A 24,795-nucleotide genomic window follows, 5' to 3' on the forward strand; every position below is an offset into this window, starting at 1 on the left:
GACGGGACTGAGGGACCGAGGGCCCGCGGCCCTCGTGCCTCTGACCGCCAGTGCGCCCTTACGAAGTGAGCGCCAGGCGGTCGTCGTCCGCAGCCCGCGGCGACACCTCCCTGGAGATCGCCTTGCCCACCGCCTTGGCGACGATCTTGAAGTCGTAGGTCGCCTGCATGGTGATCCAGCCCTGCGCGTCGGCCTCCTCACCGCCGAAATAGCGCACCAAACGCAGGGCCGTGTCCGGCGTGATGCCGCGACGCTCGAGCACGATGTCGTTGATGCGCGAAGCGGGCACGTGCAGCGCCTTCGCCAACGCGTTCGCCGTCATGCCGAGCGGCTTCAGGTAGTCCTCGCGAAGGACTTCACCCGGATGGACCGGGCGCATTCCATTCTTCATGTCGCACTCCATTGCGTAAGAACAATCAACCAGCCCAGGCTGGTCTGATCAGTGCGGGTCGTCGATCTTCCCTGGCCTGACTCGGTCTCATAGCTCCTCGGCATTCTCCATCTCCCGCACCCACCGCCACAACGTCGATCGGCTCACCCCCAGCTGCCGCGCGGTCTGCTGCCGGTTGCCGCCGTTCGCGGCCAACAGTTCGCGCCATTGCGACTTCGCGGGCACGCCGCTCACCTCGACCGGCGCGGCGCTCTCGTCCGCGAACAGCTCCGGACACTCGTGCCGCAGCTCCTCCCAGCGAATCTCCTCGACCCGCTCGAACTGCATGAGGAACACGGCGATGCGCTCGCCCACGTTCTCGAGTTCGCGCACGTTGCCAGGCCAGCCGTAGGCCAGCAGGCGCGGCATCAGCGGTGCCAGCGCACGCCGCGCATCGAGCGCGCCATGGCCCTGCCGCTGCAGGCAGCGCTCCACCAGCACCTGCGCGAGCAGCGCCACGTCCTCGCGCCGCTCGCGCAGCGGCGGCAGCACCAGGCGCAACGTGTTGATGCGGTAGTAGAGGTCCTGGCGAAAGCGCCGCTCGGCGATCATCTGCTGCAGCGGCTGGTGCGTGGCGGCGATCACGCGCACGTCGACGGGAATCGGCGCGGTCGCGCCCAGCCGCGTGATCTCGCGCTCCTGCAGCACGCGCAGCAGGCGCGTCTGCAGGTGCAGCGGCATGTCGCCGATCTCGTCGAGGAACAGGGTGCCGGTGTGCGCGGTCTCGAACAGGCCGCGCTTGCCGCCGCGCCGCGAGCCGGTGAAGGCGCCTTCCTCGTAGCCGAACAGCTCGCTTTCGAGCAGCGCCTCGGGAAAGGCCGCGCAGTTCACAGCCACGAAGGGCCGGCCCGCGCGGGTGCTCTCGTTGTGGATCGACTGCGCGAACAGTTCCTTGCCCACGCCGCTCTCGCCCGCGATCAGCACCGTGAGGTCGTTGCGCGCGAAGCGCTGCGCGGTCTGCACGGCGCGCGCGAAAGCCGGGCTGTGGCCTACCAGGCTCGCGAAGCGATGCCGCGCCGCGCTCTGGCGGCGGCCGTGCTGCATGCGCAGGCTGGTGTCGGCCTCCTGGATCGCGCGCGCGTCGTAGAGCGTGAGCGCGGCGCCGACGATCTCGCCGTGCTCGCGGATCGGCGTGCGGTTCACCACCCAGTCGCGCTGCGCAAAGCGCTGCACCAGCGCGCGCTCCTCCAGGCCCTGGTCGAGCGTGGCCCGCAGCGACAGCTCAGGCTGCATCACCTCGAGCGAGCGTCCCAGCAGGCGCGCGGGCGCATGGCCCAGCAGCAGCTGCATCGGCGGGTTGACCGCGATGATGCGGTTGTCGCGGTCGACCGCGAGCACCGCCTCCTGCAGGTTGTGCAGCACGCCGTTGAGCTGCTCGTAGCGTCCGGCCTCGAGCCGCGCCACGCGCGCGAGCTCCATCGCGTCCTCGAAGCCCTTGCGGATGCTCGCGAGCGAATAGGCCAGCAGGCCGTGCAGCCCCGCCTGCTGCGCCAGCTCCACCACCAGGCTCGAACCCACGATCACGTCGAAGCCCTCGCGGCGCAATGACTCGAAGCGCTGGCGTGCGTCGTCGGGCGTGCGGTAGGCGTACTGGCTGACCTCGATGTTGAGCAGGTCCTTGACCTCGTCGAGCTCGGGAATGGTCTGGCCGTACATCACCACGCCCACGCGCTTGGCGATGCGCCGCGCCTTGATCAGCGCCTGCATCAGGTCGAAGCCGCCGAGCTGGATCGTCGCCACCGGCGCCTCGAGGCCGGCGCGCAGGATGCTCGCGTTCGAGCCCGCGCTGACGAAGGCATCGACCAGCCCGCGTTCGAGGCGGTCACGCGCGATCGCGAGCGCGTCGCCGAAGGTGCCGTCGACCACCTCGATCTCGGCGCGGCCGACGTACTCGGCCACCACGGGCATCGCGAATTCGCGGATCTGGCGGTAGCTCAGGAAGCACAGGCGCGGCAGGCCGCGGCGCGCGGGCGAGGCCGGGTCGGAGGGGAGCGGGCGTTCCATCATGGATCGCATTGAAACACGCGTCGTGTTTCATTCATGTCGCACAAGACACAGTAAAAACCCGAGCCTTCTAAAAAATACCCTTTCACATCAACGACTTGCCTCCAGACCCGCGCGCTGGCACATGCCGTGCAACACGAAGGTCTTTCAGGAGACACACGACTTGGCACTCGAACACATCACGGTGCTCGACCTGACGCACATGCTGTCGGGCCCCTACGGCACCATGCTGCTGGCCGACCTCGGCGCGCGCACCATCAAGGTCGAGCCGCCCGGCAGCGGCGAAGGCACCCGGCGCCTGCTGGAGAACGATCCCGACTACGCGCGCGGCGGCATGGGCGCCTACTACCTCACGCTGAACCGCAACAAGGAGAGCGTCTGCGTGGACCTCAAGAGCGCCGAGGGCAAGGCCGTGTTCCTCGACCTGGTGCGCCGGGCCGACGTGGTGTTCGACAACTTCAGCGTCGGCGTCACGCAGCGCCTGGGCATCGACTTCGACTCGCTGTCGCAGGTCAACCCGCGCATCGTGACCTGCTCGGTCACGGGCTTCGGCCAGACCGGCCCCGAGACGCAGCGCCCGGCCTTCGACCAGGTGGTGCAGGCGATGGGCGGCGGCATGTCGATCACCGGCACGCCCGAGAGCGGCCCCACGCGCAGCGGCATCCCGATCGGCGACCTCGGCGGCGGCATGTTCGGCGCGATGGGCGTGCTGGCGGCGCTGGCCGAGCGCGAGCGCACCGGACGCGGGCAGCACGTCGACATCTCGATGCTCGACGCGCAGATCTCGCTGCTCAACTACATGGCGACCATGCACCTGATGTCGGGCCACGTGCCCGCGGGCATCGGCAACGGCCACTTCGTGCACGTGCCCTACAACAGCTATCCCACGGCCGACGGCCACATCATCATCGCCTGCATCGGAGACCCCTTCTTCGAGCGCTTCGTCGAGTTCATCGACCTGCCGGAGCTGCGCGACCCGGCTTACCGGCAGCAGCCGGTGCGCTTCGCGGCCAAGGCCGAGATCGACGCGCTGATCGCCGGCGAACTGCGCAAGCAGCCGACCGCCCACTGGCTCGAGCGGCTGCGCCAGGCGCGCATTCCGTGCGGGCCGGTCAACGACTTCGCGCAGGCCCTGAGCGACACGCAGGTGCTGGCGCGCGACATGGTGGTCGAGGTGCCGCTGCACACCGGCGAGACCGTGCGCATGCCGGGCAACCCGATCAAGCTCTCGGCCGCCGCGCCCCAGGCCTACGGCAGCCCGCCGTCGCTCGGCGAGCACACGCGCCGCGTGCTCGGCGACTGGGTCGGCTATTCCGACGCGAAGCTGGACGCGCTGCGCCAGGCCGGCACCATCGCCTGAAGATGCCGATGGAAGCCATCCACATCACCGACGTCGCGCCGCGCGACGGCCTGCAGAACCAGCCGGTGCACCTGGGCGTCAACGACAAGCTGCGCCTGGTGCAACTGCTCGCGGCCGCTGGCGTGCGCAGCATCGAGGCCACCAGCTTCGTGTCGCCCAAGGCCGTGCCGCAGATGGCCGACGCGGCCGAGCTGCTGCCGCTGGTGCACGCGGCGCTGCCCGAGCTGCGCTGCTCGGTGCTGGTGCCCAACCTCAAGGGGCTGGAGCGCGCGCATGCGGCCGGCGCGGCCGAGATCGCGGTCGTGCTCTCGGCCACCGAGACCATGAACCAGCGCAACATCAACATGGGCCTGGAGCAGGCGACCGAGGTCAGCGAACGCACGCTGGCCGCGGCGCAAGCGCTGGGCCTGCGCACGCGCGCCTACGTGGCCGTGGCCTTCGACTGCCCGTTCGAGGGCGAGACGCCGCTGGCCGAGGTGCTGCGCCTCGCCCGGCGCATGCAGGCCGCGGGCGCCGGCGAGATCGTGATCGCCGACACCATCGGCTCGGCCTCGCCGGGCATGGTGAAGGAACGCATGCGCGTGCTCGCCGAAGCCATCGCGCCCGAACGGCTCGCGATCCACCTGCACGACACGCGCGGCATGGCGGTCGCCAATGCCTGGGCCGCGCTCGAGGCCGGCATCCGCCGCTTCGACGCCAGCGTGGGCGGCATCGGCGGCTGCCCGTTCGCGCCTGGTGCCGCCGGCAACCTCGCCACCGAAGACCTGGTGCTGATGGCCGAGCGCAGCGGCTTTTCCACCGGCATCTCGCTCGACGGCCTGCTCGAGGCGATCGATTTCGCGCAGGAACGGCTGCAGCGACCGCTCGGCGGCCGCGCGATCGCCTGGCTGCGGCGCCAGCGCGAGAAGACGAATTCATCCAACAACACATCCCCGGAGACAGCCAACACATGACGAACCCATCGACTCCCTGCACCGCGCATCCCACCCGCCGCACGGCGCTCGCCGCGCTGGCGGCCCTGGCCGCGACCGGTGCCTGGGCGCAGGCACCGGCCGCCAAGTTCCCGACCAAGCCCGTCACGCTGGTCGTGCCCTACTCCGCGGGCGGCGGCACCGACATCGTGGGCCGGCTGATGGCGCAGCGCCTGTCGGACCTGTGGGGCCAGTCGGTGGTGGTGGACAACCGCACCGGCGCCAACGGCGTGATCGGCTCGAACTTCGTCGCGCGCGCGCCGGCCGACGGCCACACGCTGCTGCTGGTGGTGGGTTCGCACGCGGTCAACCCGGTGCTGATGAAGAGCCTGCCCTACGACACCGACAAGGCCTTCACGCCGATCACCAACATCGCGAACTCGCCCTCGGTGCTGGTGGTGCAGGCCAACGGCCCCTACAAGACGCTGCGCGACGTGATCGAGGCGGCGCGCAAGGAGCCGCTGGGCGTGGGCTATTCCGAGGGCCAGACCCGGCTGACCGGCGAGATGATCCGCCAGGCCGGCAAGCTGCAATCGACCGGCGTGCCCTACAAGGGCGGCGCGCCGATCATGGTCGACATCATCGGCGGCCACCTGCCGATGGGCGTGACCAGCGTGCTGACCGCCCTGCCCCATGTGCGCTCGGGCGCGCTGCGCGTGGTCGGCGTGGCCGACACCCAGCGCATGGCGCTGTTCCCCGATGCGATGACCTTCAAGGAAGCCGGCCTCGACGGCGTGGAGTCGCTGAGCTGGTACGGCCTGTTCGGCCCGGCCGGCCTGCCCGCGCCGATCGTCGCGCAGATCAACCAGGACCTGAAGAAGGTGGCGGCCGACCCGGCCGTGCTCAAGCAGATGGAGGACCAGGGCGCGCACATCACGCTCACGCCGCCGGCCGAGTTCCGCAGCTTCCTCGCGGCCGAGACGAAGAAGTGGACGCTGGTCGCGCAACGCGGCGGCATCCGGGCCGAGTGACGATGGCCAGCCCCCTTCTGCGCGAGAAGCTCGAGCGCCGCGAGTTCATCGTCATCCCCGGCCTGCAGGACATGATCGCCGCCACCATGGCGGCCAAGGTCGGCTTCGACATCGTCTACGGCTCGGGCTTCTGGCTCACGGCCTCGAGCCTGGGCCTGCCCGATGCGGGCATCGCCACCTACACCCAGATGCTCGACCGCATGGCGACGCTGGTGCGCAGCAGCGGCGGCGCGGCCGTCATCGCCGATGCCGACACGGGCTACGGCGGCCTGCTCAACGTGCACCACACGGTGCGCGGCTACGAGGCGGCCGGCGTCACGGCCATCCAGCTCGAGGACCAGGAGTTTCCGAAGAAGTGCGGCCACACGCCGTTCAAGCGCTGCGTGCCGGTGCAGGACATGGTCGACAAGATCCGCGTGGCCGCCGAGGCGCGCGAGGATAAAAAGAACTTCCTGATCATCGCGCGCACCGATGCGCGCGCCGAGCTCGGCGTCGACGAGGCGCTGCGCCGGCTCGAGGCCTATGCGCGCGCGGGCGCCGACATCCTGTTCTTCGAGGCGCCGCAGTCCGAGGACGAGATGCGCCGCGCCTGCGAGGCCTTCGAGCTGCCGATGATGGCCAACATGTCCGATGGCGGGAAGACGCCGATGCTGGACGCGCAGGCGCTGCAGGAGATCGGCTTCTCGCTCGCCATCTATCCGTCGATGACCAGCCTCGCGGCCGCGGCCGCGATGGAACGCGCGCTGCGTCATCTGAAGGCCAGCGGAGGCAGCCTGGCACTGGGCGACGATCTGTTCGACTTCAACGAGTTCTGCCGGCGCATCGGCTTCGAGGAGGTCTGGGACTTCGAGAAGCGCTGGGCGCGATAGCGCGCTCGCCCACACCGACAACAACGGAGACAAGAGATGAGAAATGCATGGAAGCTCGCGCTGCCCGGCATCGCGGCCGCGGCGCTGGCAGGCTGCTCGACGGGCGCGCTGCAGGTGGCCGACGTCGGCAGCTACCACGTGGGCGGACGCGCCGTCACGCTCTCGGGCCTGCCCGAGAAGGAACTGGTGTTCACGCCCGGCGCGCCGCCGCTGAAGTTCGACCCCAACGGCGACTTCGAGGTCGAGGCGCTCTATGCGCGCTACACGCGCCTGGCGAACCCGAAGGGCCGCTATCCGCTGCTGCTGTGGCATGGCGGCGGCCTCTCGGGCGTGACCTGGGAGACCAAGCCCGACGGCCAGCCCGGCTGGGAGAACCACTTCCTGCGCGCCGGCTGGGACGTGTACGTGAGCGACGCGGTCGAGCGCGGCCGCGCCTCGTGGGCGCGCTATCCCGAGATCTTCAAGAGCGAACCCTTCTTCCGGCCGAAGAAGGAAGGCTGGGAGCTGTTTCGCATCGGCGAGACGGGCTCGTACGACACCGATCCCGCGAAGCGCCGCGCGCTGCCGGGCACGCAGTTCCCGGTGGCCAGCTTCGACCAGTTCGCCAAGCAGTCGATACCGCGCTGGAGCACCAACGACGCGGCCACGCAGGCGGCCTACGACGCCTATGTGCAGAAGGCCTGCCCCTGCGTGATCGTGGTCCACAGCCAGGGCGGCAACTTCGCCTTCAATTCGGCGCTCAGGTACCCCGACAAGGTCAAGGCCATCGTCGCCGTCGAGACCTCGGGCTCGCCGAACCCCGAGACCACCGACTTTGCGCGCCTCAAGGGCGTGCCCATGCTGTGGGTGTGGGGCGACAACCTCGAGCGCTATCCGTTCTGGGCCCGCATCACGGCGCAGCAGGAGAACTTCCGCCAGCGGCTGATCGCGGCCGGCGGCACGGGCGACCGGCTGCTGCTGCCCGAGCTCGGCTGGCGCGGCAACTCTCACATGCTCATGATGGACCGCAACTCGGATGCGATTGCCGAGCGCGTCGACCAGTGGCTCGCGAAGCAGGGCCTGAAGCGCTGAACGAAACCAAGAGCGAAACGAAGAACGAACGAAGGAGACAAGCGATGAATGGATGGAAGAACACGCTGGCGCGCCTGCTCACGGCCGCACTGCCGCTCGCTCTGGCCATGGGCCCCGCGGCCGCGCAGCAGGACTACCCGAACAAGCCGATCCGCCTGATCGTGCCCTTCACACCCGGCGGCGTGACCGACACCGGCGCGCGCGTGGTGGCCGACAAGCTCGGCGCGCGCCTGGGCCAGAGCGTGGTGGTCGACAACCGGCCCGGCGCCTCGGGCAACATCGGCACGCAGATGGTGGCCAGCGCGGCGCCCGACGGCTACACGCTGCTGCTGGGCTTCGACGGCACGCTGGTCATCAATCCGCACGTCTATGCCAAGGTGCCGTTCGACACCCTCAAGGACTTCGTGCCGGTCAGCAAGATCGGCGACGCGGTGCTGATCATCGTCGTGCATCCGTCGGTGCCCGCGAAGACGCTGTCCGAGCTGGTGGCCTATTCGAAGACCAACCCGGGCGGCGTGTCCTACGGCAGCGCGGGCACCGGCAGCACGCCGCACCTGGCCGGCGAACTGCTCAAGGCCCGCACCGGCGCGAACTTCGTGCACGTGCCCTACAAGGGCGGCGGACAGTCGATGACCGACCTCGTCGGCGGCTCGTTGCCGATGCTCTACACCGCGGTGGCCGGCGCCTATCCCTTCGTGCAGAAGGGCCAGATCCGCCCGATCGCCGTGTCGAGCGCGCAGCGGCTGGCCTCGCTGCCCGAGGTGCCCACGGTCGCCGAATCGGGCGTGCCGGGCTTCGAGTCGAGCTCGTGGATCGGCATCCTTGCGCCCGCGAAGACGCCGCAGCCCATCGTCGACCGGCTGCAGCGCGAGCTGCATGCGGTGGTGCAGTCGCCCGAGGTGCGCGAGCGGCTGGCGTCGCTGGGCATCTCGGCGCTGGGCAACACGCCCGCGGAGTTCGGCCAGCAGATCCGCGCCGACCTCGCGAAGTACGACCAGATCGTGAAGGCGGCCAAGGTCCGGGTCGATTGACGCCGGGCACGGGGCACGGCACCGCACAATGCACGGGCACGCATCCTCGTGCGACCGCCGCCGCCCCATGAATCCGATCGAGATCCGCGCCCTGCCCGCGCATGCCCTGCTCGCCCGCTACGAGGGCACGGGCGCCTACACCGACTGCCACGCGCTCGCCGTCGACGGCCGCGTGCCGCTGGCCGCCTACGTCGAGGCCTTCTATACCTCGCCGGCCTTCAAGCCCGAGCGCTGGCTGCTCGGTGTGGTGCTCGGACGGCGTGCGAACGACGTCGATGCGGCCGCCCTGGCCGCGGGCCATGTCGAGACCTTCTCGGCCTGGCGCGTCGAGGCGCGCGCGGCCGACCAGATCGTGCTGGCGACCGGACGCACGCGCAGCTGGCTCATGGTGGCGCCGCGCGCGGACGGCGCGGCACCGCAGACCACGCTGTTCTTCGGCTCGGCCGTCCTGCCGCGCGCGCAGGGCGGCCTCGGCTGGACGATCGATGCGCTGACGGGCTTCCACAAGCTCTACTCGCGCGTGCTGCTGCGTGCCGCGGCGAAGCGCGTGAAGGCCGGATCCAGCATCTGATCGCACCCGCGTCGCCGCGGCCGGCCCTGGACCGGCGATGCCTCAGGAGCCTTCGCGCCGCGCCGCCAGCCACTCGCGCGGCGACACGCCCAGCTTCTGCGCGAACACGCGCGACAGCGCCGAGGCATTGGCATAGCCGAGTTCGTCGGCAATGGTCTTCACCGAGGCACCGCAACGCAGTTGCGCCTGCGCGATGCTGAGCCGCCAGAGCGCGAGGTAGTCGGCGGGCGTGGTGCCCACCACCTCGCGAAAGCGCTGCGCGAAGGCACTGCGCGACAGGCCCGCCTCGCGCGCCATCTGCTCGAGCGGCCAGGGCTCGCCGGGCCGCTCGTGCAGGCCGACCAGCACGCGCGCGAGCCGAGGATCGCCGAGCCCCGTCAGCAGGCCCGGCGGCAGTTCGCTGTGCTCCGGATGATCGAGCAGCCAGCGCAGCAGCTGGATCAGCACCACCTCGAACAGGCGGTCGGCCAGCAGCCGGTGGCCGCACTGCACGCGCGTGGTCTCGGAGAACAGCAGCGCGAGCGACTGCTCGATCCCCTCGACCTCGCGCAGCGGCAGGCGGATCAGCGGCGGCAGCGCGCGCGCCAGCGGATGCGTCTCGCCGCCATCGAAGTCCAGCGTCGCGCAGACGAAGTCCGAGCCTTCGACGGGCGCATTGTGGAAGTGGTGGGACAGCGGGCGCGGATAGAACAGCAGGCTTGGTTCCTTCACGACCAGCTTGCGCGGCGCGCCGCTGCGCGCGGCATGCGTGACCACCATCTCGCCACGGCGCAGCACGTGCAGAAAGCCGCGCCCCGGCTCGGCCGCGAAGCTCGTGGTGCCGCACAGCGGGCCGTTGTGGAACAGGTGCGCGCGCACGCGGAAGCGCTCGAGCAGCGAGGACAGCCTGTCGATGGGAGGTGGCGCGGCCATTCGGACGAAAAGATATGTTTAATGGATAAAACGATCCGAATCATACGAGGATCGCCAGCAAACTTCCTTCACCGACACAACTCCCTGAAGGAAATCACCATGTCCCGCATCCCCCTCGTCTCCCCCGCCGAAGCCACCGGCGACACCCAGGCGCTGCTCTCGCAGATCCACGGCGCCTTCGGTGCCACGCCCAACATGTTCCGCGCCGTCGCCAACTCGCCGGCCGCGCTCCAGAGCCTGTGGGGATCGTTCGGCGCGCTCGGCGGCGGCGTGATTCCCGCGCAGCTCGGCGAGAAGATCGCGGTGGCGATCGCCGACCGCAATGCCTGCCACTACTGCCTGGCCGCGCACACGGCGCTGGGCCGCAAGGCCGGCGCCTCGTCGGCAGAGATGACGGCCGCGCAGCACGGCGAGTCCGCCGATCCGCAGACCGCCGCGGCGCTGCGCTTCGCGCTCGCGGTGGTCGAGCAGCGCGGACAGATCGACGCCGCCGAAGTGCAGGCGCTGCGCGACGCGGGCTTCGACGACCGGCAGATCGTCGAGCTCCTTGCGCACGTGGCCTTGAACCTGTTCACGAACTATGTGAATGTCGCCTTCGACGTGCCCGTGGATTTCCCGGGCGTGAAGCTGCGCGCGGCTGCTTGAGCACGAGCGCCGGGGCGTTGCCATTGCATTGGAGCCATCAACCATGTCGAGAATCCATCCCCCGGCGCCCGAACTGCAGGTCGAGCGCTGGCTCAGCACCGAGGCCCCCGTCACGCTCGAATCGCTGCGCGGCAAGGTCGTGGTGCTGCATGCCTTCCAGATGCTGTGCCCGGCCTGCGCCACGCACGGCCTGCCGCAGGCGAAGAAGACCCGGCAACTGTTCGCCGCGAAGGACGTCGCGGTGATCGGGCTGCACTCGGTGTTCGAGCACCACGAGGTCATGACGCCCGCGGCGCTCGAGGCCTTCGTGCGCGAGTACCGCTACGTCTTCCCGATCGGCATCGACCGGCCCTCGCCCGGCAGCAGCATTCCGCAGACCATGCGCGCCTACCAGTTCCAGGGCACGCCGAGCGTGGTGCTGATCGACAGGCAGGGGCAGCTGCGGCTGAGCCACTTCGGCCTGCTCGACGACATGTCGCTGGGCGCGGCCATCGGCCAGCTCGCGGCCGAGGACGTCGCCGCGCCGTTGATCGCCGATGCGGTTCGCGAAGAAGAAGCGGCCGCGGGCGAAGGCTGCGGCGACACAGGCTGTCCGGTTGGCTGACGTCGGGCACTGGCGCGCGTCCGACAGCCGCGCGCGTGTGGCCTGTTAGCTTGGAGTTCCCCGCACCGCGGTACTACAGACAGAGAGGGACACCATGCCGACCGGAACCAACCAGGGACAGAACCACCAGAAGCCCGGTATCGTGATGTGGAGCGCGATCGCCGCGGTCGCCGTCGTGCTGGTCGTCTACGCACTGACGTGGGTGAGCAGCGAGCGGGACAAGCCCGCGCCCGCGACGCAGGGCGCGCCCGTCGCCACCGCGCCGGCCAAGGGCAAGTAGAGGCCGCACTGGCGGCCAGGGGCGCCGAAGGCTCGCGCCCACCGACCACCTTTGGCCGCCCCTCGCCAGGCCACTGCACACTCTTGCATTACCCCCATTGGCCGATGGTCAGGCCCTTGCGGTGCCCCCACAATGACCGAGGCGCACGCCACGCCCGCGGCCTCGTCGGAGCAGAACATCCGAATCCAACACACCGACACGCGCCGCGGGATCCCACACCGCTCCACGTCAAGGAAAGCTTTCAGATGTACTTCGAGAACAAGACCGCATGGGTGACCGGCGCTTCCTCCGGCATCGGCGAGGCCCTCGCACTCGCGCTGCTCGAGCGCGGCGCGCGCGTGATCGCCTCCGGCCGCCGCCCCGAGCCGCTGGCCGCCCTCGCGGCGCGCGCCCCCGAGCGCGTGCTGGTACTGCCCTTCGAGGCCACCGACTACGACGCCCTGCCGGCCATCGTCGAGCGCGCCGCCGGCTGGCAGGGCCAGATCGACGTGCTGATCAACAACGCCGGCATCGCCCAGCGCAGCCTCGCCATCGACACCGACCTCGCCGTCTATCGCCGCCTGATCGAGGTCGACTACCTCGCACCCGTCGCCCTCACCCAGCTCGTGCTGCCGCGCATGGCCGAGCGCCGCAGCGGCCACATCGCCGTGATCGGCTCGGTGGCCGGCAAGGTCGGCGCGCCGCTGCGCACCGGCTACAGCGGCGCCAAGCATGCGGTCCAGGGCTACTTCGATGCCCTGCGCGCCGAGGTCGAGCAGGCCTACGGCATCCGCGTCAGCGTCGCGCTGCCGGGCTCGGTGCGCACCGCGGTGTCGATCAATGCGCTCGGCGCCGACGGCAGCGCCCGCGGCCGTTCCGACGCGAACATCGACCAGGGCATGGAGCCCGCTATCGCGGCCGGCCTGCTGCTCGACGGCATGGCTTCGGGCCAGCGCGAGATCGAGATCGCCGCCGGGCTGGAAGCAGCCGCGCTGCAACTGCGCCGGCACGATCCCAATCGCCTGTTCGACATGGCTGCGCAGGAGGGCGCGCGGCTCGCGGTGCAACGCGAACAGCAGGGGGCGGGGGCGAGCTTCGATCCGGCGGATGTGCGGGCGGCGGGGACGTATGGGCAGGATGCCTTGAAGGCAGCTTGAGCGTTGCCGGGCCGGAAGGAGTGGGGTCGGTCTTCCGATCACGCTCCTCCTTGTTTTTTTCCCGCGCGCCCCGAGTACCTCGCGCCGCCCTGGATCGGGTTGAGGCCGCGGGCACGAAGGCACGAACGCCAGGAAATCTCTCTCAACCGTGTTGAGAGTTTCGAAATCGACTGCTTCGAGCAGCCGTCTACCTCAATCCCGTGAGGTGTAGAGATTCGGGAAATACCGCTCCATCAACGACTGCGGCCTCAACGGTGCCGTGAACCCGAACCGCTCGTAAAGCCCGTGCGCATCGCCCGTCGCCAGCGTGAAGCGACGCAGCCCCTGCAACGCGGGAAAGCCCATCACCGCCTGCATGAGCACCTTGATGTACCCCCTCCCCCGATGCTCGGGCAGCACGAACACGTCGACCAGGTTCGCGAAGGTTGCGTGGTCGGAGATCACGCGGGCGAAGGCCACCTGGTCGGCACCGATGAAACCGCTGAAGCACAGGGAGTGCTCGATCGAACGCTGCACGGTGGACAGCGGAATGCCTCGGCCCCAGATCGAGCTCTCGCTGAGGAAGCGGTGAACCAGGGCGACGTCGATCGCCGCTTTGTCGGTGGTGATGCGCAGTTCGGTCATGGTCGATCGAGGATAGCGCAGGCCTGCTGATCGAAGCTCTTCAGCCCCCCGCCAGCACCACCACCCCATCGGCCGCCTTCACCCCCTGCCCCTTCGCCAGCACGAACAGCGGATTGATCTCTGCCGTCTCGAGCCGTTCGCCCAGTTGCCCCGCCATGCGCGAGAACGCGACGATCGCGTCGACCAGTGCCTCGACATCGGCCGGCGCCCGGCCGCGATAGCCGTCGAGCAGCGGCCAGGTCTTCAGCTCGCGCAGCATCGCGGCGGCTTCCTCGCGCACCAGCGCGCCACCCGGCGGCACCATGCGCAGCACGGTGTCGCCGACGAGCTCTGCGGTCACGCCGCCCATGCCGATCAGCAGCGCGGTGCCGAGCGCATCGCGGTGCAGGCCGAGGATCATCTCGGTGCCGCCCATGACCATCTCCTGCACCAGGTAGCCCTCGGGCGCCTGGCCGGTGGCGGTCGCCACGTCGTCGTGCATGCGAGCCACGCGTGCGGCCACCTGCGATGCGGGCACGGCCACGGCCACGCCGCCGACCTCGGTCTTGTGGGTGATGCGGCGCGACAGGATCTTGAGCACCACCTTCTCGCCCAGGGCGGGCGCGGCCTCGGCCGCCTGCCGCGCATCGCGCACCGCGACCTCGCGCACGCCCGGCACGCCGAAGCGCGCGAACAGCGCCTTGGCCTCGGCCTCGTCGAACGAGCCCTGCGCGGGCAGGCCCGCGAGGTCGACGATGGCGCCCGCCGACACGGCGTCCACCGGCGTCGCACCGTCCTGCATCAGCATGCCCTGCAGCGCCACGGTGCAGCTCTCGGGCGCGCTGAAAGCCGGCACGCCGCGACCGTTGAGCAGCACGGCCACGGCCGGCGCATGCGGGCTCACGTAGGCCAGCACCGGCTTGGTCGTGCCCGGCAGGCAGTCGCGGATCGCATCGGCGACGAGGTCGGGCATGGCCAGCGCCGACGAGCCGACGATGACCACCACCGCGTCGTAGCCCGGGCTGTCGAGCAGCGCGCCGAGCGCGCGGCGCAGCAGTTGCGGCTGCAGGCCGGCCAGGGTCACGTCGATGGGATTGCGGTCGAGCACCGAGGGCCCGTCGGCCTGCAGCGTGCGCAGGACCTCGGCGGTGGCCGCGTCGGGCGGCGGCGCCTCGAAGCCGGCCACGCCGAGACTGTCGGCCACCAGCGTGCCGGCGCCGCCGGTCGAGGTGAGGATGGCCACGCGGCGCCCGCCGAGGCGGCGGCCCGTGGCCAGCGCGGCCGGCAGGTCGAGCAGGTCGGAGAAGTCGCGCGCGCGGATCGCGCCCACCTCGCGGAACAGCGCGTCGTACATGCGGTCGGCACCGGCCAGCGCGCCGGTGTGCGAGGCCGCGGCCTGCGCGCCCGATTCGGAACGGCCGATCTTGAACACCACCAGCGGCTTGCCCGCGCGCCGCGCCTTGGCGGCGGCGGCGCGGAACTTCGCGACGTCGCGCACGCCCTCCATGTAGAGCGCGATCACGCGCGTGGCCTCGTCCTCGGCCAGGTGGTCGACGAAATCGGCGAGGTCGAGGTCGGCCTCGTTGCTGGTGGAGACCAGCTTCGAGAAGCCGATGCCGCGCGCCGCGCCGCGCGAGAGCAGCGAGCCCAGGATGCCGCCGCTCTGCGACACCACCGCGATGCCGCCGGCCACGAGGTCGTCGGCCTCGAGCGCGCCGCTGGCCGACAGCGTGATGCGGTCGGTGAGGTTCACCAGCCCGATGGTGTTGGGCCCGAGCAGGCGCATGCCGCCAGCCGCCTCGAGCAGCTCGCGCTGGCGCTGCTGCCCTTGCGCGCCGGTCTCGGCATAGCCGCTCGCGAGCACGATCGCCGCGGCGCAGCCCCGCGCCGCGAGTTCGCGCACCGCGGCCTGCGCACGCTCGGCGCCCAGCAGCACGATCGCGACATCGGGCGCCTCGGGCAGCGCGCCGATGTCGGGGTAGCAGCGCAGGCCCGCGATGGTCTCGGCCTTCGGGTTCACCGGATGGATCGCGCCCGTGAAGCCATGCTTCTGCAGATAGGCGACGGGCCGGCCCGAGGTCTTCGCGAGATCGGCCGAAGCGCCGATCACCGCCACGCTGCGCGGGCGGATCAGGCGAGAGATGGGGGAGCTGGCATCGCTCATCGCGCGCCCTCCTTGGCCGCCGACTTCGCGAGGAAGGCCTCGACCGAAGCACGGTGCTCGTTCGAGGTGTAGCAGATCGCCTGCGCCTGGCTGCCGAGGCCGAAGACCTGTTCGGCCTGCAGCTCGAAGCTCTGGTTCAGGATGCCCTTGGCCAGGGCGACCGCGGTGCGCGAGCCCGCGCCGAGTTCGCGCGCCCAGCCCGTCGCGTCGGCCAGCAGCGCCTCGGGCGTGCTCAGGCGGTCGGCGATGCCGAGCTCGATCGCCTCGTTGGCGCGCACGGTGCGGCCCGTGAAGATCAGCGCCTTGGCGCGCGCCAGGCCCACGCGGCGCGGCAGGAAGTACATGCCGCCGCCATCGGGAATCAGCCCGCGCAGCACGTAGTTCCAGGCGAAGCTGGCATGCGGCTCGGAGGCGATCACGAAGTCGCAGGCCATCGCGAGGTCGGTGCCCAGGCCGGTGGAGGCGCCGTTCACCGCGGCAATGGTGGGCTTGGGCAGGTCGTGCAGCGCGCTCAGTGCGTGATGGGTGCGCTGCTGCCGCGCCCAGCCGTTGTAGGCGATATCGCCGGCCGGTGCCTGCATGCGCTGCTGCATCGCGCGGATGTCGCCGCCCGCGCAGAAGGCCCTGCCCGCGCCGGTGAGCACCAGCGCGCGCACGCTGTCGTCGCGGTTCACGCGCTCGAGCGCGGCCATGAGTTCGCCGCGCATGGCGTCGTCGACGGCGTTGCGCACCTCGGAGCGGTCGAGCGTGAGGATGGCGACGCCGTCCTCGGTGCGAAGCTGGATGGAAGAGGTGGGAGTGGTCATGTCGGCAAGGGGATGAAGAATGGAAGAGGGCTCGCTCAGTCGAGCTGGATGTGCGCCTCGCGCACCGGCTGGCCCCAGCGGGCCTGCTCGGCGGCGACATAGCGCGTCAGTTCCTCGGGCGGCGAGGCGATCACCACGATGCCCTCGTCGGCGATGCGCTTGCTGAAAGTCTCGCTGTGCGCCGCCTTGCGGATCGCGGCATCGAGCCGCGCCACCACCTCGGTGGGCGTGCCGGCCGGCGCATAGAGCCCGTACCAGCTCTCGGCCACGTAGCCGGGCACGCCGCTCTCGGCCACCGTGGGCACAGAAGGCATGGCCGGAGAGCGCTGCGGCGAGGTCACGGCCAGCGCGCGCAGCTTGCCGCTCGCGATGTAGGGCGCCACGCTCGCGGCGGTGGTGAACATCAGGTCGATCTGACCGCCGAGCAGGTCGGTCAGCGCGGGCGCCGAGCCGCGGTACGGCACGTGCGTGAGGTCGACCTGCGCGAGCCGCTTGAAGAGTTCGCCCGCCAGGTGCGCCGAGGTGCCGTTGCCGAACGAGCCGTAGCTGAGCTTGCCGGGATGCGCCCTCGCGAACGCGAGCAGGTCGGCCACCGAGCGGAAGTCGCGGTCGCTGCGCACCACCAGCACATTGGGCGAGCGGCCGACCAGGCTCAATGGTGCGAAGGCCTTGGCCTGGTCGTAAGGCAGCCTGGGCTGCAGGCTGGGGTTGACCGCGTGCGCGAAGGTCGCCATCAGCAGCGTGTAGCCGTCGGGCGCGCTCTTGGCGACGTAGTCGCTGCCGATGATGGTGCCGGCGCCGGGCTTGTTCTCGACGATCACCGACTGCTTCAGTTCGGCGCCGATGCCCGCGCCAAGCACGCGCGCGATCACGTCGGTGCCGCCGCCGGCCGCGAACGGCACGACGAGGCGGATCGGTTGCTTCGTGGGGAAGGCCTGCGCGGCCGCGCCGCCCATCGCCAAGGCGAGGGCCAGGCCGGTTGCCAGGCTCATGAGCACGCGCCGCGCGCGCCCGTCGATTCGAAATTGCATGCTGTCTCCTTGTCGGCGCGGGCGGAAAAAGCTCGCTGCGCCATAGGGGAAAAGCATAGGCACGAGGGCCTGCGCATACACTCCCCCAATTCCAAGCAATGGAATCGAAGCCTAGGCCTGGATGGAGCCCCCATGAGCCGCATGACCCCCTCACTCGAGCAGAAGCCCGGCATCTCGCCGGCCAACCGTTCGCTGGAACGCGGCGTGGAGATCCTGCGCGCCTTCAGGCCAGGCTCCGAGCTGCTGGGCAATGCCGAGCTCGCCGACCGCACCGGCCTGTCGCGCTCCACCGTGAGCCGACTCACGCAGACGCTGGTGGGTGCGGGCATGCTGCAGGTCGATGCGGGCCAGCGCGCCTACCGGCTGGCGCCCGCGGTGCTGAGCCTCGCGCATGCGATGCGCTCGGGCTCCAGCGTGCTGTCGCTGGCCGCGCCGAAGATGCGCGCGCTGGCCGAGTCGCGCCGCATCAACGTCGGCCTGGCCGCGCCCGACCGCGACGAGATGGTCTACCTCGAGTCGATCCGCTACAACCGGCGCGTGTCGCTGCGCAACGTGGTCTCGGGCCAGCGCGTGCCGATGGAACTCACCTCGCTCGGACGCGCCTGGCTGGCCACGGCCGGCGAACCGCGGCGCAAGGCGCTCTATGCGCTGTTCAAGCAGCGCCGGCGCGAGCAGTGGCCGGCGCTGCGCGAGGAGATCGAGGCCGCCATCGCCAGCGTGAACACGCGCGGCTTCTGCGCCGCCGCCTGGCAGCCCGAGGTGGTGGCGCTCGCCGCGCCGATCCGCCTGCCCGCCGCGCAGCCCGACGAAGCGCCGGGCGCCTCGGGCTATGTGCTCAACCTCAGCGTCTCCAGCAGCGAATCGCTCGCGAGCGTGGTGCGCGAACTCTCGCCGGCGCTGCTCGCGCTGGTGGCCGACGTGGAACGCGCGCTCGCGCGCGGCTTTGCATGAACCCCGAAGGAAGCATCGAATGACCGACACCCTGCGCCAGCCCTATCCCCCGATCGAACCCTACGAGAGCGGCATGCTCGACGTGGGCGACGGCCACCGCATCCGCTACGAGCGCGTGGGCACGCCCGGCGCCAAGCCCGCGGTGTTCCTGCACGGCGGCCCGGGCGGCGGCATCTCGCCCGAGCACCGGCGGCTGTTCGATCCCTCGCGTTACGACCTGCTGCTGTTCGACCAGCGCGGCTGCGGCCTGTCGCAGCCGCATGCGGGCCTCGAGGCCAACACCACCTGGCACCTGGTGGCCGACATCGAACGCCTGCGCGAACTGGTGGGCGCCGAGCGCTGGCTGGTGTTCGGCGGTTCGTGGGGTTCGACGCTGGCGCTGGCCTATGCGCAGAAGCACCCCGAGCGCGTCAGCGAACTGGTGCTGCGCGGCATCTACACCGTCACGCGTGCCGAGCTCGACTGGTACTACCAGTTCGGCGTGTCGGAGATGTTCCCCGACCGATGGGAGCAGTTCCAGGCCCCGATCCCCGAGGCCGAGCGCGGCGACATGATCGCGGCCTACCGCAAGCGACTGACCGGCGACGACCCGGTGGCGCAGATCGAGGCCGCGCGCGCCTGGAGCGTCTGGGAAGGCCAGACCATCACGCTGCTGCCGAGCCCAGCGCTCGCTGCCTCGCATGCCGACGACCATTTCGCGCTGGCCTTCGCGCGGCTGGAGAACCACTACTTCGTGCACGACGCCTGGCTCGAGGACGGCCAGCTGCTGCGCGACGCGCACCGGCTGCACGGCATCCCGGGCGTGATCGTGCACGGCCGCTACGACATGCCCTGCCCCGCGCGCTACGCCTGGGCCCTGTACAAGGCCTGGCCCGAGGCGGAGTTCCACCTGATCGAGGGAGCGGGGCATGCGTATTCGGAGCCCGGGATCCTCGATCGGTTGCTGCGGGCGACGGATGGGTTTGCCGAGCGCTGAGGCGGGATCTCTATAATGTGCAGAATTCTGTACAAATCAACCTCAAGGAGCCGGCCATGGCCATCTCAGCCGCTGACGTGATTCCGCTGTCGCAGGCCAGGGCGAACCTGTCCGAACTGGTCGACGAAGTGAAGGCCGGAGCTGAGAAGATCATCACCAAGAATGGCGAGAGCTATGTGGCCATCATCGATGCGCAGCGGCTCGACTACTACCACCAGCTCGAGCGCGAACGCATCCACCTGCTGCTGATCGAGGACGCCAGCCGGGGCCTGGCCGACGTCGCTGCCGGCAAGGTCAAGGACGCGCGAAGCGCTCTGTCCGCCATCCAGCGTCGCCGCGCGGCCAAATCCGCCGGGTGACCGGCGACGCCGCACCGTGACCGCGAAGAGCACCGTCAAGCTCACAGCGAACTTCGAGCGAAACCTCGAAGAGATCGAAGCCTTCCTGATCGACGCCGAGGCGCCGCACGCTTTCGACACGCTGCTGGAGGAACTGGCGGACACCGTCATCCCCAACCTCGAGAGCTTCCCTGGCATGGGGCGCCTGTTCCTCGAGCGACCGACCCGCTCGGTGGAAGTCGCCAATGGCACGGCACGACTGATCAAGCAGCTCGGCGCACTCGCCAAGGACGGCGAACTGCGCGAGTACGTGATGACGCACTACCTGCTGCTCTACGCGCGAATCGATGGCCGGATCCATCTGCTCTCGATTCGCCACCAGCGACAGCTCTCCTTCGATTTCATGGCCTTGTGGCGGCGCTGAGTACATCGGAGCCACGCAGCCCCGGGCCAGCCAGTCAGTCCTGCCCTTCGGCCCCCGCCGCCTTCACGATCCGCCCCCACTTCTGGTGCTCCGCCGCGATGAATCGCTTGTACTCGGCCGGCCCCAGGTACTGCGGATCGGCCGCCACCTCGGCCAGCGCGGCCTTGATGTCGGGGGCCTGCCAGGCCTTCTCGAGCGCGGCCGAGAGGCGGTCGATCGCGGACTTGGGCACGCCCGCGGGCGCGGCCACGCCGAACCAGATCGAGACGTCGTAGCCCGGCACGCCGGCCTCGGCGATCGAGGGCACGCCGGGGAAGGCGGGCGACTTGCGCGGGCTGGTCACGGCCAGCGCGCGGATCTTGCCGGCCTTGACGTAGGGCGCATGGGTCGAGGCGGTGTCGAACATCATGTCGACGCGGCCCGCGAGGAAATCCGACAGCGCGGGCGCGGAGCCCTTGTAGGGCACGTGCAGCATCTGCGTGCCGGTCATGCTCTCGAACAGCGCGCCCGACAGGTGGCTCGAGGCGCCGATGCCGGCCGAGGCATAAGTGAGCTTGCCGGGGTTGGCCTTGGCCAGCGCGATCAGCTCGGCCACCGTGTTCGCCTTCACCGAGGGATGCACCACCAGCACGTTCGAGGCCGAGGCCACGTTGCCGATGGGCTCGAAGTCGGTCAGCGGGTTGTACTTGAGCTTGCGGTAGATGAAGGGGTTGATCGCCATCGTGCCGGTGGTGGTGAAGAACAGCGTGTAGCCATCCTTCGGCGCGGCCAGCGCCACCTCGGCCGCGATCGCGCCGCCGGCACCGCCGCGGTTGTCGACCACCACGGGCTTGCCCAGCTCCTTCGAGAGCCGGGTCGCGGTGAAGCGCGCCATCGCGTCGGTGGCGCCGCCCGCGGGGAAGGGCACGACGAGCGTGATGGGCTTGTCGGGGAAGGCGGCGGCCGCGGAGGCGGCGAGGCCCAGCGCGAGCAGGCCGCCGAGGGCGGCGCGCCGCGAGAGAAGAAAGAGGAAGGAAGCGGTCATGGCTGTCTCCTGCCGCTGGTGCGGCATGCGTTGTGATGAATCGGGAGAAGAAGAGAAAGACTTCAGTCGTTCGCGGCGTCGCGCGGCGGCGCACCCGACACGAGCTCGTAGAGCGCCGGGTAATAGCGGTCGCCCCAGCCCGCGTCGATCGTGCGCCGCAGCGTCGACGCCGTCTCGCGCGCCATCGCGGCCTCGAGCCCCGCGGCCTGCGCGAGTTCGAGCGCGAGGCTCACGTCCTTGAGCGCATAGCGCGTCGCGAAGCGGCCCTCGGGGTAATGGCGCGGCAGCAGCGCCTCGCGGCCCTGCACGCGCGCGGCGCGGCTGTCGGCCGAGCCCAGTTCGATGGCATCGAGCAGCACCGCGCCATCCACGCCGTGCGCGCGCGCCACGGCCATCGCCTCGGCCAGGGCCTGCACGGCCTCGAACAGCACGGTGTTGTGCAGGATCTTCACCACCTGGCCCGCGCCGGTGCCGCCGCAGTGCGTGATGTCGCTGCCCATGCAGCGGAAGTGGGGCATCAGCGCGCTCACGTCCTCGGCCGCGCCGCCGGCCATGATGCTCAGCGTGCCCGCGATGGCGGCCGCGGGCATGCGCGCCACCGGTGCGTCGACGAAGCGGTGGCCGGCCTGCGCGAGCCGCTCGGCCATGCGGCGCGTGGCCAGCACGGAGGTGGTGCCCATGTCGACCACGGTGCGAACGCCTTCGCTGCTTTGCCAGGCCTCGGCGAGCGCCTCGACCACCGACTCCGCCGCCTGCGCGCTCGCGAGGCAGAGGAACACCACCGAGGCCTCGAGCGCCAATGCGCGCAGCGAGTCGGCCGGCACCGCGCCGCGCTCGGCCAGCCGCCGCATCGGCGCGGCATCGAGGTCATGGCACAGCACGCGCGCGCCGCTCTTCGCCGCGAGGTTGGCGCACATGGGCTCGCCCATCACGCCGAGGCCGACGAAACCCAGGGTCCGCAGCGTCATCTCAGAGCCCCACCATCACGGTCTTGGCCTCTTGATAGGTGCGGATGCCGAAGAAGCCCTTCTCGCGGCCCGAGCCGCTTTCCTTGAAGCCACCGAAGGGCACCGACACGCTGAGCGTCTTGTAGGTGTTGATCCAGACCGTGCCGGCCTCGACCGCGCGCGCCACGCGCCAGGCCTTCGGAAAGTCGCGCGTCCACACGCCCGCGGCCAGGCCGAAGAAAGTGTCGTTGGCCTGCGCGACGAGATCCTCCTCGCCGTCGAAGGGCATCACGCACAGCACCGGGCCGAACACCTCCTGCTGGCAGATGCGCGCATCGTTCGTCACCCCACCGATGAGGGTGGGCAGGTAGTAGGCGCCGTCGGCCAGCGCGGGATCGGCCGGGCGGCTGCCGCCGGCCAGCACCTCGGCGCCGTCCTCGCGCGCCATGTTGACCATGGCCTCGACCTTGTCGCGGTGCACGAAGGACGACAGCGGCGCCACCTGCGAGCGCGCATCGTCGGGCGGCCCCACGCGCAGCGCCTTGGCGGCCTGCACCAGCCGCGCGACGAAGGCGTCGTGGATGCCGCGCTCGACGAACAGCCGCGTGCCCGCGATGCACGACTGGCCGCTGGATGAGAACACGCCATGCAGCACGCCCTGCAGCGCCTTGTCGAGGTCGGCGTCGGCGAACACGATGTGCGGCGACTTGCCGCCGAGCTCGAGCGCCACCGCGGCCATGCGGCCCGCGGCCTCGCGCGCGATCGCTTTGCCGGTGGCGGTGCCGCCGGTGAACGAGATCAGCCGCACCTCGGGATGCGCGACCAGCGCCGAGCCGGTCTCGGCGCCGAGGCCGGTCACGACGTTGAGGATGCCCGGCGGCAGGCCGGCCTCGAGCGCGAGCTCGGCCACGCGCAGCGCGATGGTGGGCGTGAACTCCGAGGGCTTCAGCACCACCGCGTTGCCGGCCGCGAGCGCCGCCGCCACCTTCTGCGACTCGAGCGTGAGCGGCGAATTCCAGGGCGTGATCGCGGCCACCACGCCGAAGGGCTCGTAGAGCACCATCGAAAGATGGTCGCCGCGCGAGGGCGCCACTTCGGCCGGCATGGTCTCGCAGATCGACGCGAAGTAGCGGTAGGCCGCCGCGCCGCCGGCCGCCTGCGCCACGCACTCGGCGCGCAGCTTGCCGTTCTCGCGCATCTGGCGCTCGGCCAGCTCCTCGGCGTTGGCCTCGATCAGGTCGGCGATGCGGTGCAGGATCGCCGCGCGCCGGTGCGGCAGCGTCGCGCGCCACTCGGGCCGGGCCTGCGCGGCCTTGGCGGTGCGCACCGCGAGGTCCACGTCCTCGCGGCTCGCACTGCCGATCAGGCCGTTGAGAGCGCCGGTGGCGGGGTTGATCGATTCGAAGGGCGTGCCCTGGCCTGTTGTCCAGGTGGCGCCGATCAAGAAGGGCCTGACGCCCGCGCTTTGCGTGCTCGCGCTCATGGAAGTCTCCTTGGGGCCGTGATGGCCGCTGTCTCGGTGGATAGGAAGAATGGATGCATGGTAGGAAGGGCGCGCGGCTCGCGACACCGCTCGATTCCAAACAGTGGAATGGTGTGAGAGGACCGGCGCAGGCTACGCAGCAGAGCGCGGCGCGACAAGCCGCCAGCGCTGCATGGGCTTTCAAGGCCGGCTAACAGATCGCAAGGCCGCCACTAGACTCGGCGCTTCGATATCGCAATGGAGAGCGCCGCATGCGCCAGGACCTGCTGGATGGACTCATCGCCTTCATCGTGGCGGCGGAGGAACGCGGCTTCTCGGCCGCCGCGGTGCGCCTGGGCGTCACGCCCTCGGCCGTGAGCCAGTCGATCCGCAGCCTTGAGCGGCGCCTCGGCATCACGCTGTTCAACCGCACCACGCGCAGCGTGAGCCTCACCGAGGTCGGCGAGCGCTATCTCGAGAAGGTGCGGCCGGTGGTGTCGGAGCTCGCTGCCGTCTCCGAAGAGCTGGGCCGCGAGGCCGACCATCCGAGCGGCCTGCTGCGGCTCAACGTGCCGCGCGCTGGCTACACCATCGGCCTGCAGCCGGTGCTGCGGCGCTTTCTCGACCGCTTCCCCGACATCAAGCTCGAATTGCGGATCGAGAACCAGCTGGTGGACATCGTGGCCCAGGGCTTCGATGCCGGCATCCGCTTCGGCGACCTGGTCGAGAAGGACATGATCGCGGTCAGGATCGGGCCGCGCATCGAGGCGCACGTGATCGCCTCGCCCGACTACCTCGCGCGCCACGGCACGCCCGTGCATCCCACCGAACTGCTGGCGCACGACTGCATCGGCTTTCGCCACGTCACCACCGGCCAGGTCGAGCGCTGGCAGTTCGCGCGCGGCGACGAGACGCTGCAGCTCGCGATCGACGGCCGGCTCGTGCTCAACGACTCGGCCACGCTGGTGCGCGCGGCGCTCGACGGCATCGGCGTCGCCTACATGATCAACGGCTACATCGAGCCGCTGATCGAGCAGGGCCTGCTGGTGCGGCTGCTGGCGGACTGGAGCCCGGTGTTGCCGGGCCTCACGCTCTACTACCCCGACCGGCGCCGCGTGCCCGCGAAGCTGCGTGCGCTGATCGACTTCCTGCGCGCGGAGCTGCCCGCGGCCTCGGCGGTGCCGCCGCCCGAGCTGCGCCTGGCCTGAAGCCGC

The 24,795-nt window shown here is 70.5% G+C and carries 26 protein-coding genes; 16 read left to right on the top strand and 10 right to left on the bottom strand.

The annotated features are described in order from the left end of the window. Window positions 1-58: 58 nt before the first annotated feature. Window positions 59-391, bottom strand: a complete 333-nt coding sequence (locus AC07RM_RS02285) for a HigA family addiction module antitoxin (protein ID WP_431514197.1) — start codon at window positions 389-391, stop codon at window positions 59-61. Window positions 392-478: 87 nt separating this feature from the next. Further along, entirely contained in the window at window positions 479-2,434 is a 1,956-nt protein-coding gene (gene prpR / locus AC07RM_RS02290) for a propionate catabolism operon regulatory protein PrpR (RefSeq protein ID WP_495332670.1), read from the bottom strand. Between the two features lie 163 nt (window positions 2,435-2,597). Between prpR and AC07RM_RS02295 the strand changes: the two genes are divergently transcribed. The 7 genes from AC07RM_RS02295 (at window position 2,598) to AC07RM_RS02325 (ending at window position 9,278) form a co-directional block, all read left to right on the top strand. After that, entirely contained in the window at window positions 2,598-3,794 is a 1,197-nt protein-coding gene (locus AC07RM_RS02295; RefSeq protein WP_495332672.1) for a CaiB/BaiF CoA transferase family protein, read from the top strand. An 8-nt stretch (window positions 3,795-3,802) separates the two neighbouring features. Then, on the top strand, window positions 3,803-4,747 hold the full coding sequence (locus AC07RM_RS02300) for a hydroxymethylglutaryl-CoA lyase (RefSeq protein ID WP_495332674.1): 945 nt from the start codon (window positions 3,803-3,805) through the stop codon (window positions 4,745-4,747). After that, window positions 4,744-5,736: a tripartite tricarboxylate transporter substrate binding protein gene (locus tag AC07RM_RS02305; protein ID WP_495332676.1), complete on the top strand. Its 993-nt coding sequence runs from the start codon at window positions 4,744-4,746 to the stop codon at window positions 5,734-5,736. The genes AC07RM_RS02300 and AC07RM_RS02305 overlap by 4 nt, the downstream gene beginning before the upstream one ends. Window positions 5,737-5,738: 2 nt before the next feature. Next, window positions 5,739-6,605 carry an isocitrate lyase/PEP mutase family protein gene (locus tag AC07RM_RS02310; protein WP_495332678.1) on the top strand — a complete coding sequence of 289 codons (867 nt, stop codon included), beginning with the start codon at window positions 5,739-5,741 and terminating at the stop codon, window positions 6,603-6,605. Between the two features lie 36 nt (window positions 6,606-6,641). Further along, on the top strand, window positions 6,642-7,676 hold the full coding sequence (locus AC07RM_RS02315; protein ID WP_495332680.1) for an alpha/beta hydrolase: 1,035 nt from the start codon (window positions 6,642-6,644) through the stop codon (window positions 7,674-7,676). 44 nt (window positions 7,677-7,720) lie between these two features. Beyond that, on the top strand, window positions 7,721-8,707 hold the full coding sequence (locus tag AC07RM_RS02320) for a Bug family tripartite tricarboxylate transporter substrate binding protein (RefSeq protein WP_495332682.1): 987 nt from the start codon (window positions 7,721-7,723) through the stop codon (window positions 8,705-8,707). Between the two features lie 67 nt (window positions 8,708-8,774). Then, window positions 8,775-9,278, top strand: coding sequence for a hypothetical protein (locus AC07RM_RS02325; protein ID WP_495332684.1), 504 nt, complete (start codon window positions 8,775-8,777; stop codon window positions 9,276-9,278). A gap of 42 nt (window positions 9,279-9,320) precedes the next feature. Here the strand turns inward: AC07RM_RS02325 and AC07RM_RS02330 are convergent, their stop codons facing one another. Continuing rightward, window positions 9,321-10,190 (bottom strand): AraC family transcriptional regulator, encoded by an 870-nt coding sequence (locus AC07RM_RS02330; protein ID WP_495332686.1) that lies wholly within the window; start codon window positions 10,188-10,190, stop codon window positions 9,321-9,323. A gap of 99 nt (window positions 10,191-10,289) precedes the next feature. Here AC07RM_RS02330 and AC07RM_RS02335 point away from each other — a divergent pair, with 99 nt between their 5' ends. From AC07RM_RS02335 to AC07RM_RS02350, 4 genes are all read left to right on the top strand, one after another. Further along, window positions 10,290-10,835 carry a carboxymuconolactone decarboxylase family protein gene (locus AC07RM_RS02335; RefSeq protein ID WP_395346426.1) on the top strand — a complete coding sequence of 182 codons (546 nt, stop codon included), beginning with the start codon at window positions 10,290-10,292 and terminating at the stop codon, window positions 10,833-10,835. A gap of 43 nt (window positions 10,836-10,878) precedes the next feature. Next, on the top strand, window positions 10,879-11,439 hold the full coding sequence (locus AC07RM_RS02340; protein ID WP_495332689.1) for a peroxiredoxin family protein: 561 nt from the start codon (window positions 10,879-10,881) through the stop codon (window positions 11,437-11,439). Between the two features lie 94 nt (window positions 11,440-11,533). Continuing rightward, entirely contained in the window at window positions 11,534-11,719 is a 186-nt protein-coding gene (locus tag AC07RM_RS02345; protein WP_495332691.1) for a hypothetical protein, read from the top strand. A 245-nt stretch (window positions 11,720-11,964) separates the two neighbouring features. Beyond that, window positions 11,965-12,855: an SDR family NAD(P)-dependent oxidoreductase gene (locus tag AC07RM_RS02350; RefSeq protein WP_495332693.1), complete on the top strand. Its 891-nt coding sequence runs from the start codon at window positions 11,965-11,967 to the stop codon at window positions 12,853-12,855. A gap of 192 nt (window positions 12,856-13,047) precedes the next feature. Here AC07RM_RS02350 and AC07RM_RS02355 read toward each other — a convergent pair whose 3' ends face one another. Genes AC07RM_RS02355 through AC07RM_RS02370 form a run of 4 tightly spaced genes read right to left on the bottom strand, consistent with a single transcriptional unit; the run spans window position 13,048 to window position 17,459 of the window. Then, window positions 13,048-13,479 (bottom strand): GNAT family N-acetyltransferase, encoded by a 432-nt coding sequence (locus tag AC07RM_RS02355; protein ID WP_495332695.1) that lies wholly within the window; start codon window positions 13,477-13,479, stop codon window positions 13,048-13,050. Window positions 13,480-13,519: 40 nt separating this feature from the next. Beyond that, window positions 13,520-15,622 carry an acetate--CoA ligase family protein gene (locus AC07RM_RS02360; protein WP_495332697.1) on the bottom strand — a complete coding sequence of 701 codons (2,103 nt, stop codon included), beginning with the start codon at window positions 15,620-15,622 and terminating at the stop codon, window positions 13,520-13,522. Further along, on the bottom strand, window positions 15,619-16,428 hold the full coding sequence (locus tag AC07RM_RS02365; RefSeq protein WP_495332699.1) for an enoyl-CoA hydratase/isomerase family protein: 810 nt from the start codon (window positions 16,426-16,428) through the stop codon (window positions 15,619-15,621). Before AC07RM_RS02365 ends, AC07RM_RS02360 begins: the two co-directional genes overlap by 4 nt. 35 nt (window positions 16,429-16,463) lie before the next feature. Continuing rightward, a complete protein-coding gene (locus AC07RM_RS02370) occupies window positions 16,464-17,459 on the bottom strand; it encodes a tripartite tricarboxylate transporter substrate binding protein (protein ID WP_495332701.1) in 996 nt (331 codons plus the stop codon). A gap of 132 nt (window positions 17,460-17,591) precedes the next feature. Between AC07RM_RS02370 and AC07RM_RS02375 the strand changes: the two genes are divergently transcribed. Genes AC07RM_RS02375 through AC07RM_RS02390 form a run of 4 tightly spaced genes read left to right on the top strand, consistent with a single transcriptional unit; the run spans window position 17,592 to window position 20,148 of the window. Next, window positions 17,592-18,410: an IclR family transcriptional regulator gene (locus AC07RM_RS02375; protein ID WP_398491357.1), complete on the top strand. Its 819-nt coding sequence runs from the start codon at window positions 17,592-17,594 to the stop codon at window positions 18,408-18,410. A 19-nt stretch (window positions 18,411-18,429) separates the two neighbouring features. Further along, window positions 18,430-19,386, top strand: a complete 957-nt coding sequence (pip, locus tag AC07RM_RS02380; protein ID WP_495332704.1) for a prolyl aminopeptidase — start codon at window positions 18,430-18,432, stop codon at window positions 19,384-19,386. A 56-nt stretch (window positions 19,387-19,442) separates the two neighbouring features. Continuing rightward, window positions 19,443-19,745, top strand: coding sequence for a type II toxin-antitoxin system Phd/YefM family antitoxin (locus AC07RM_RS02385; RefSeq protein WP_398491353.1), 303 nt, complete (start codon window positions 19,443-19,445; stop codon window positions 19,743-19,745). A gap of 16 nt (window positions 19,746-19,761) precedes the next feature. Further along, window positions 19,762-20,148, top strand: a complete 387-nt coding sequence (locus AC07RM_RS02390) for a type II toxin-antitoxin system RelE/ParE family toxin (protein WP_398491351.1) — start codon at window positions 19,762-19,764, stop codon at window positions 20,146-20,148. A 34-nt stretch (window positions 20,149-20,182) separates the two neighbouring features. On the opposite strand, the gene AC07RM_RS02395 is transcribed toward AC07RM_RS02390, so the two are convergent. The 3 genes from AC07RM_RS02395 to AC07RM_RS02405 form a co-directional block, all read right to left on the bottom strand. Then, window positions 20,183-21,172, bottom strand: coding sequence for a Bug family tripartite tricarboxylate transporter substrate binding protein (locus tag AC07RM_RS02395; protein WP_495332706.1), 990 nt, complete (start codon window positions 21,170-21,172; stop codon window positions 20,183-20,185). A 62-nt stretch (window positions 21,173-21,234) separates the two neighbouring features. Next, window positions 21,235-22,140, bottom strand: coding sequence for an NAD(P)-dependent oxidoreductase (locus AC07RM_RS02400; RefSeq protein WP_495332708.1), 906 nt, complete (start codon window positions 22,138-22,140; stop codon window positions 21,235-21,237). A 1-nt stretch (window position 22,141) separates the two neighbouring features. Beyond that, on the bottom strand, window positions 22,142-23,602 hold the full coding sequence (locus AC07RM_RS02405) for an aldehyde dehydrogenase (protein ID WP_495332709.1): 1,461 nt from the start codon (window positions 23,600-23,602) through the stop codon (window positions 22,142-22,144). 251 nt (window positions 23,603-23,853) lie between these two features. Between AC07RM_RS02405 and AC07RM_RS02410 the strand changes: the two genes are divergently transcribed. Next, entirely contained in the window at window positions 23,854-24,789 is a 936-nt protein-coding gene (locus AC07RM_RS02410) for a LysR family transcriptional regulator (protein WP_495332711.1), read from the top strand. The last annotated feature ends 6 nt before the right edge of the window (window positions 24,790-24,795 follow it).

This window comes from Variovorax sp. GW821-FHT09B05 (assembly GCF_059418265.1).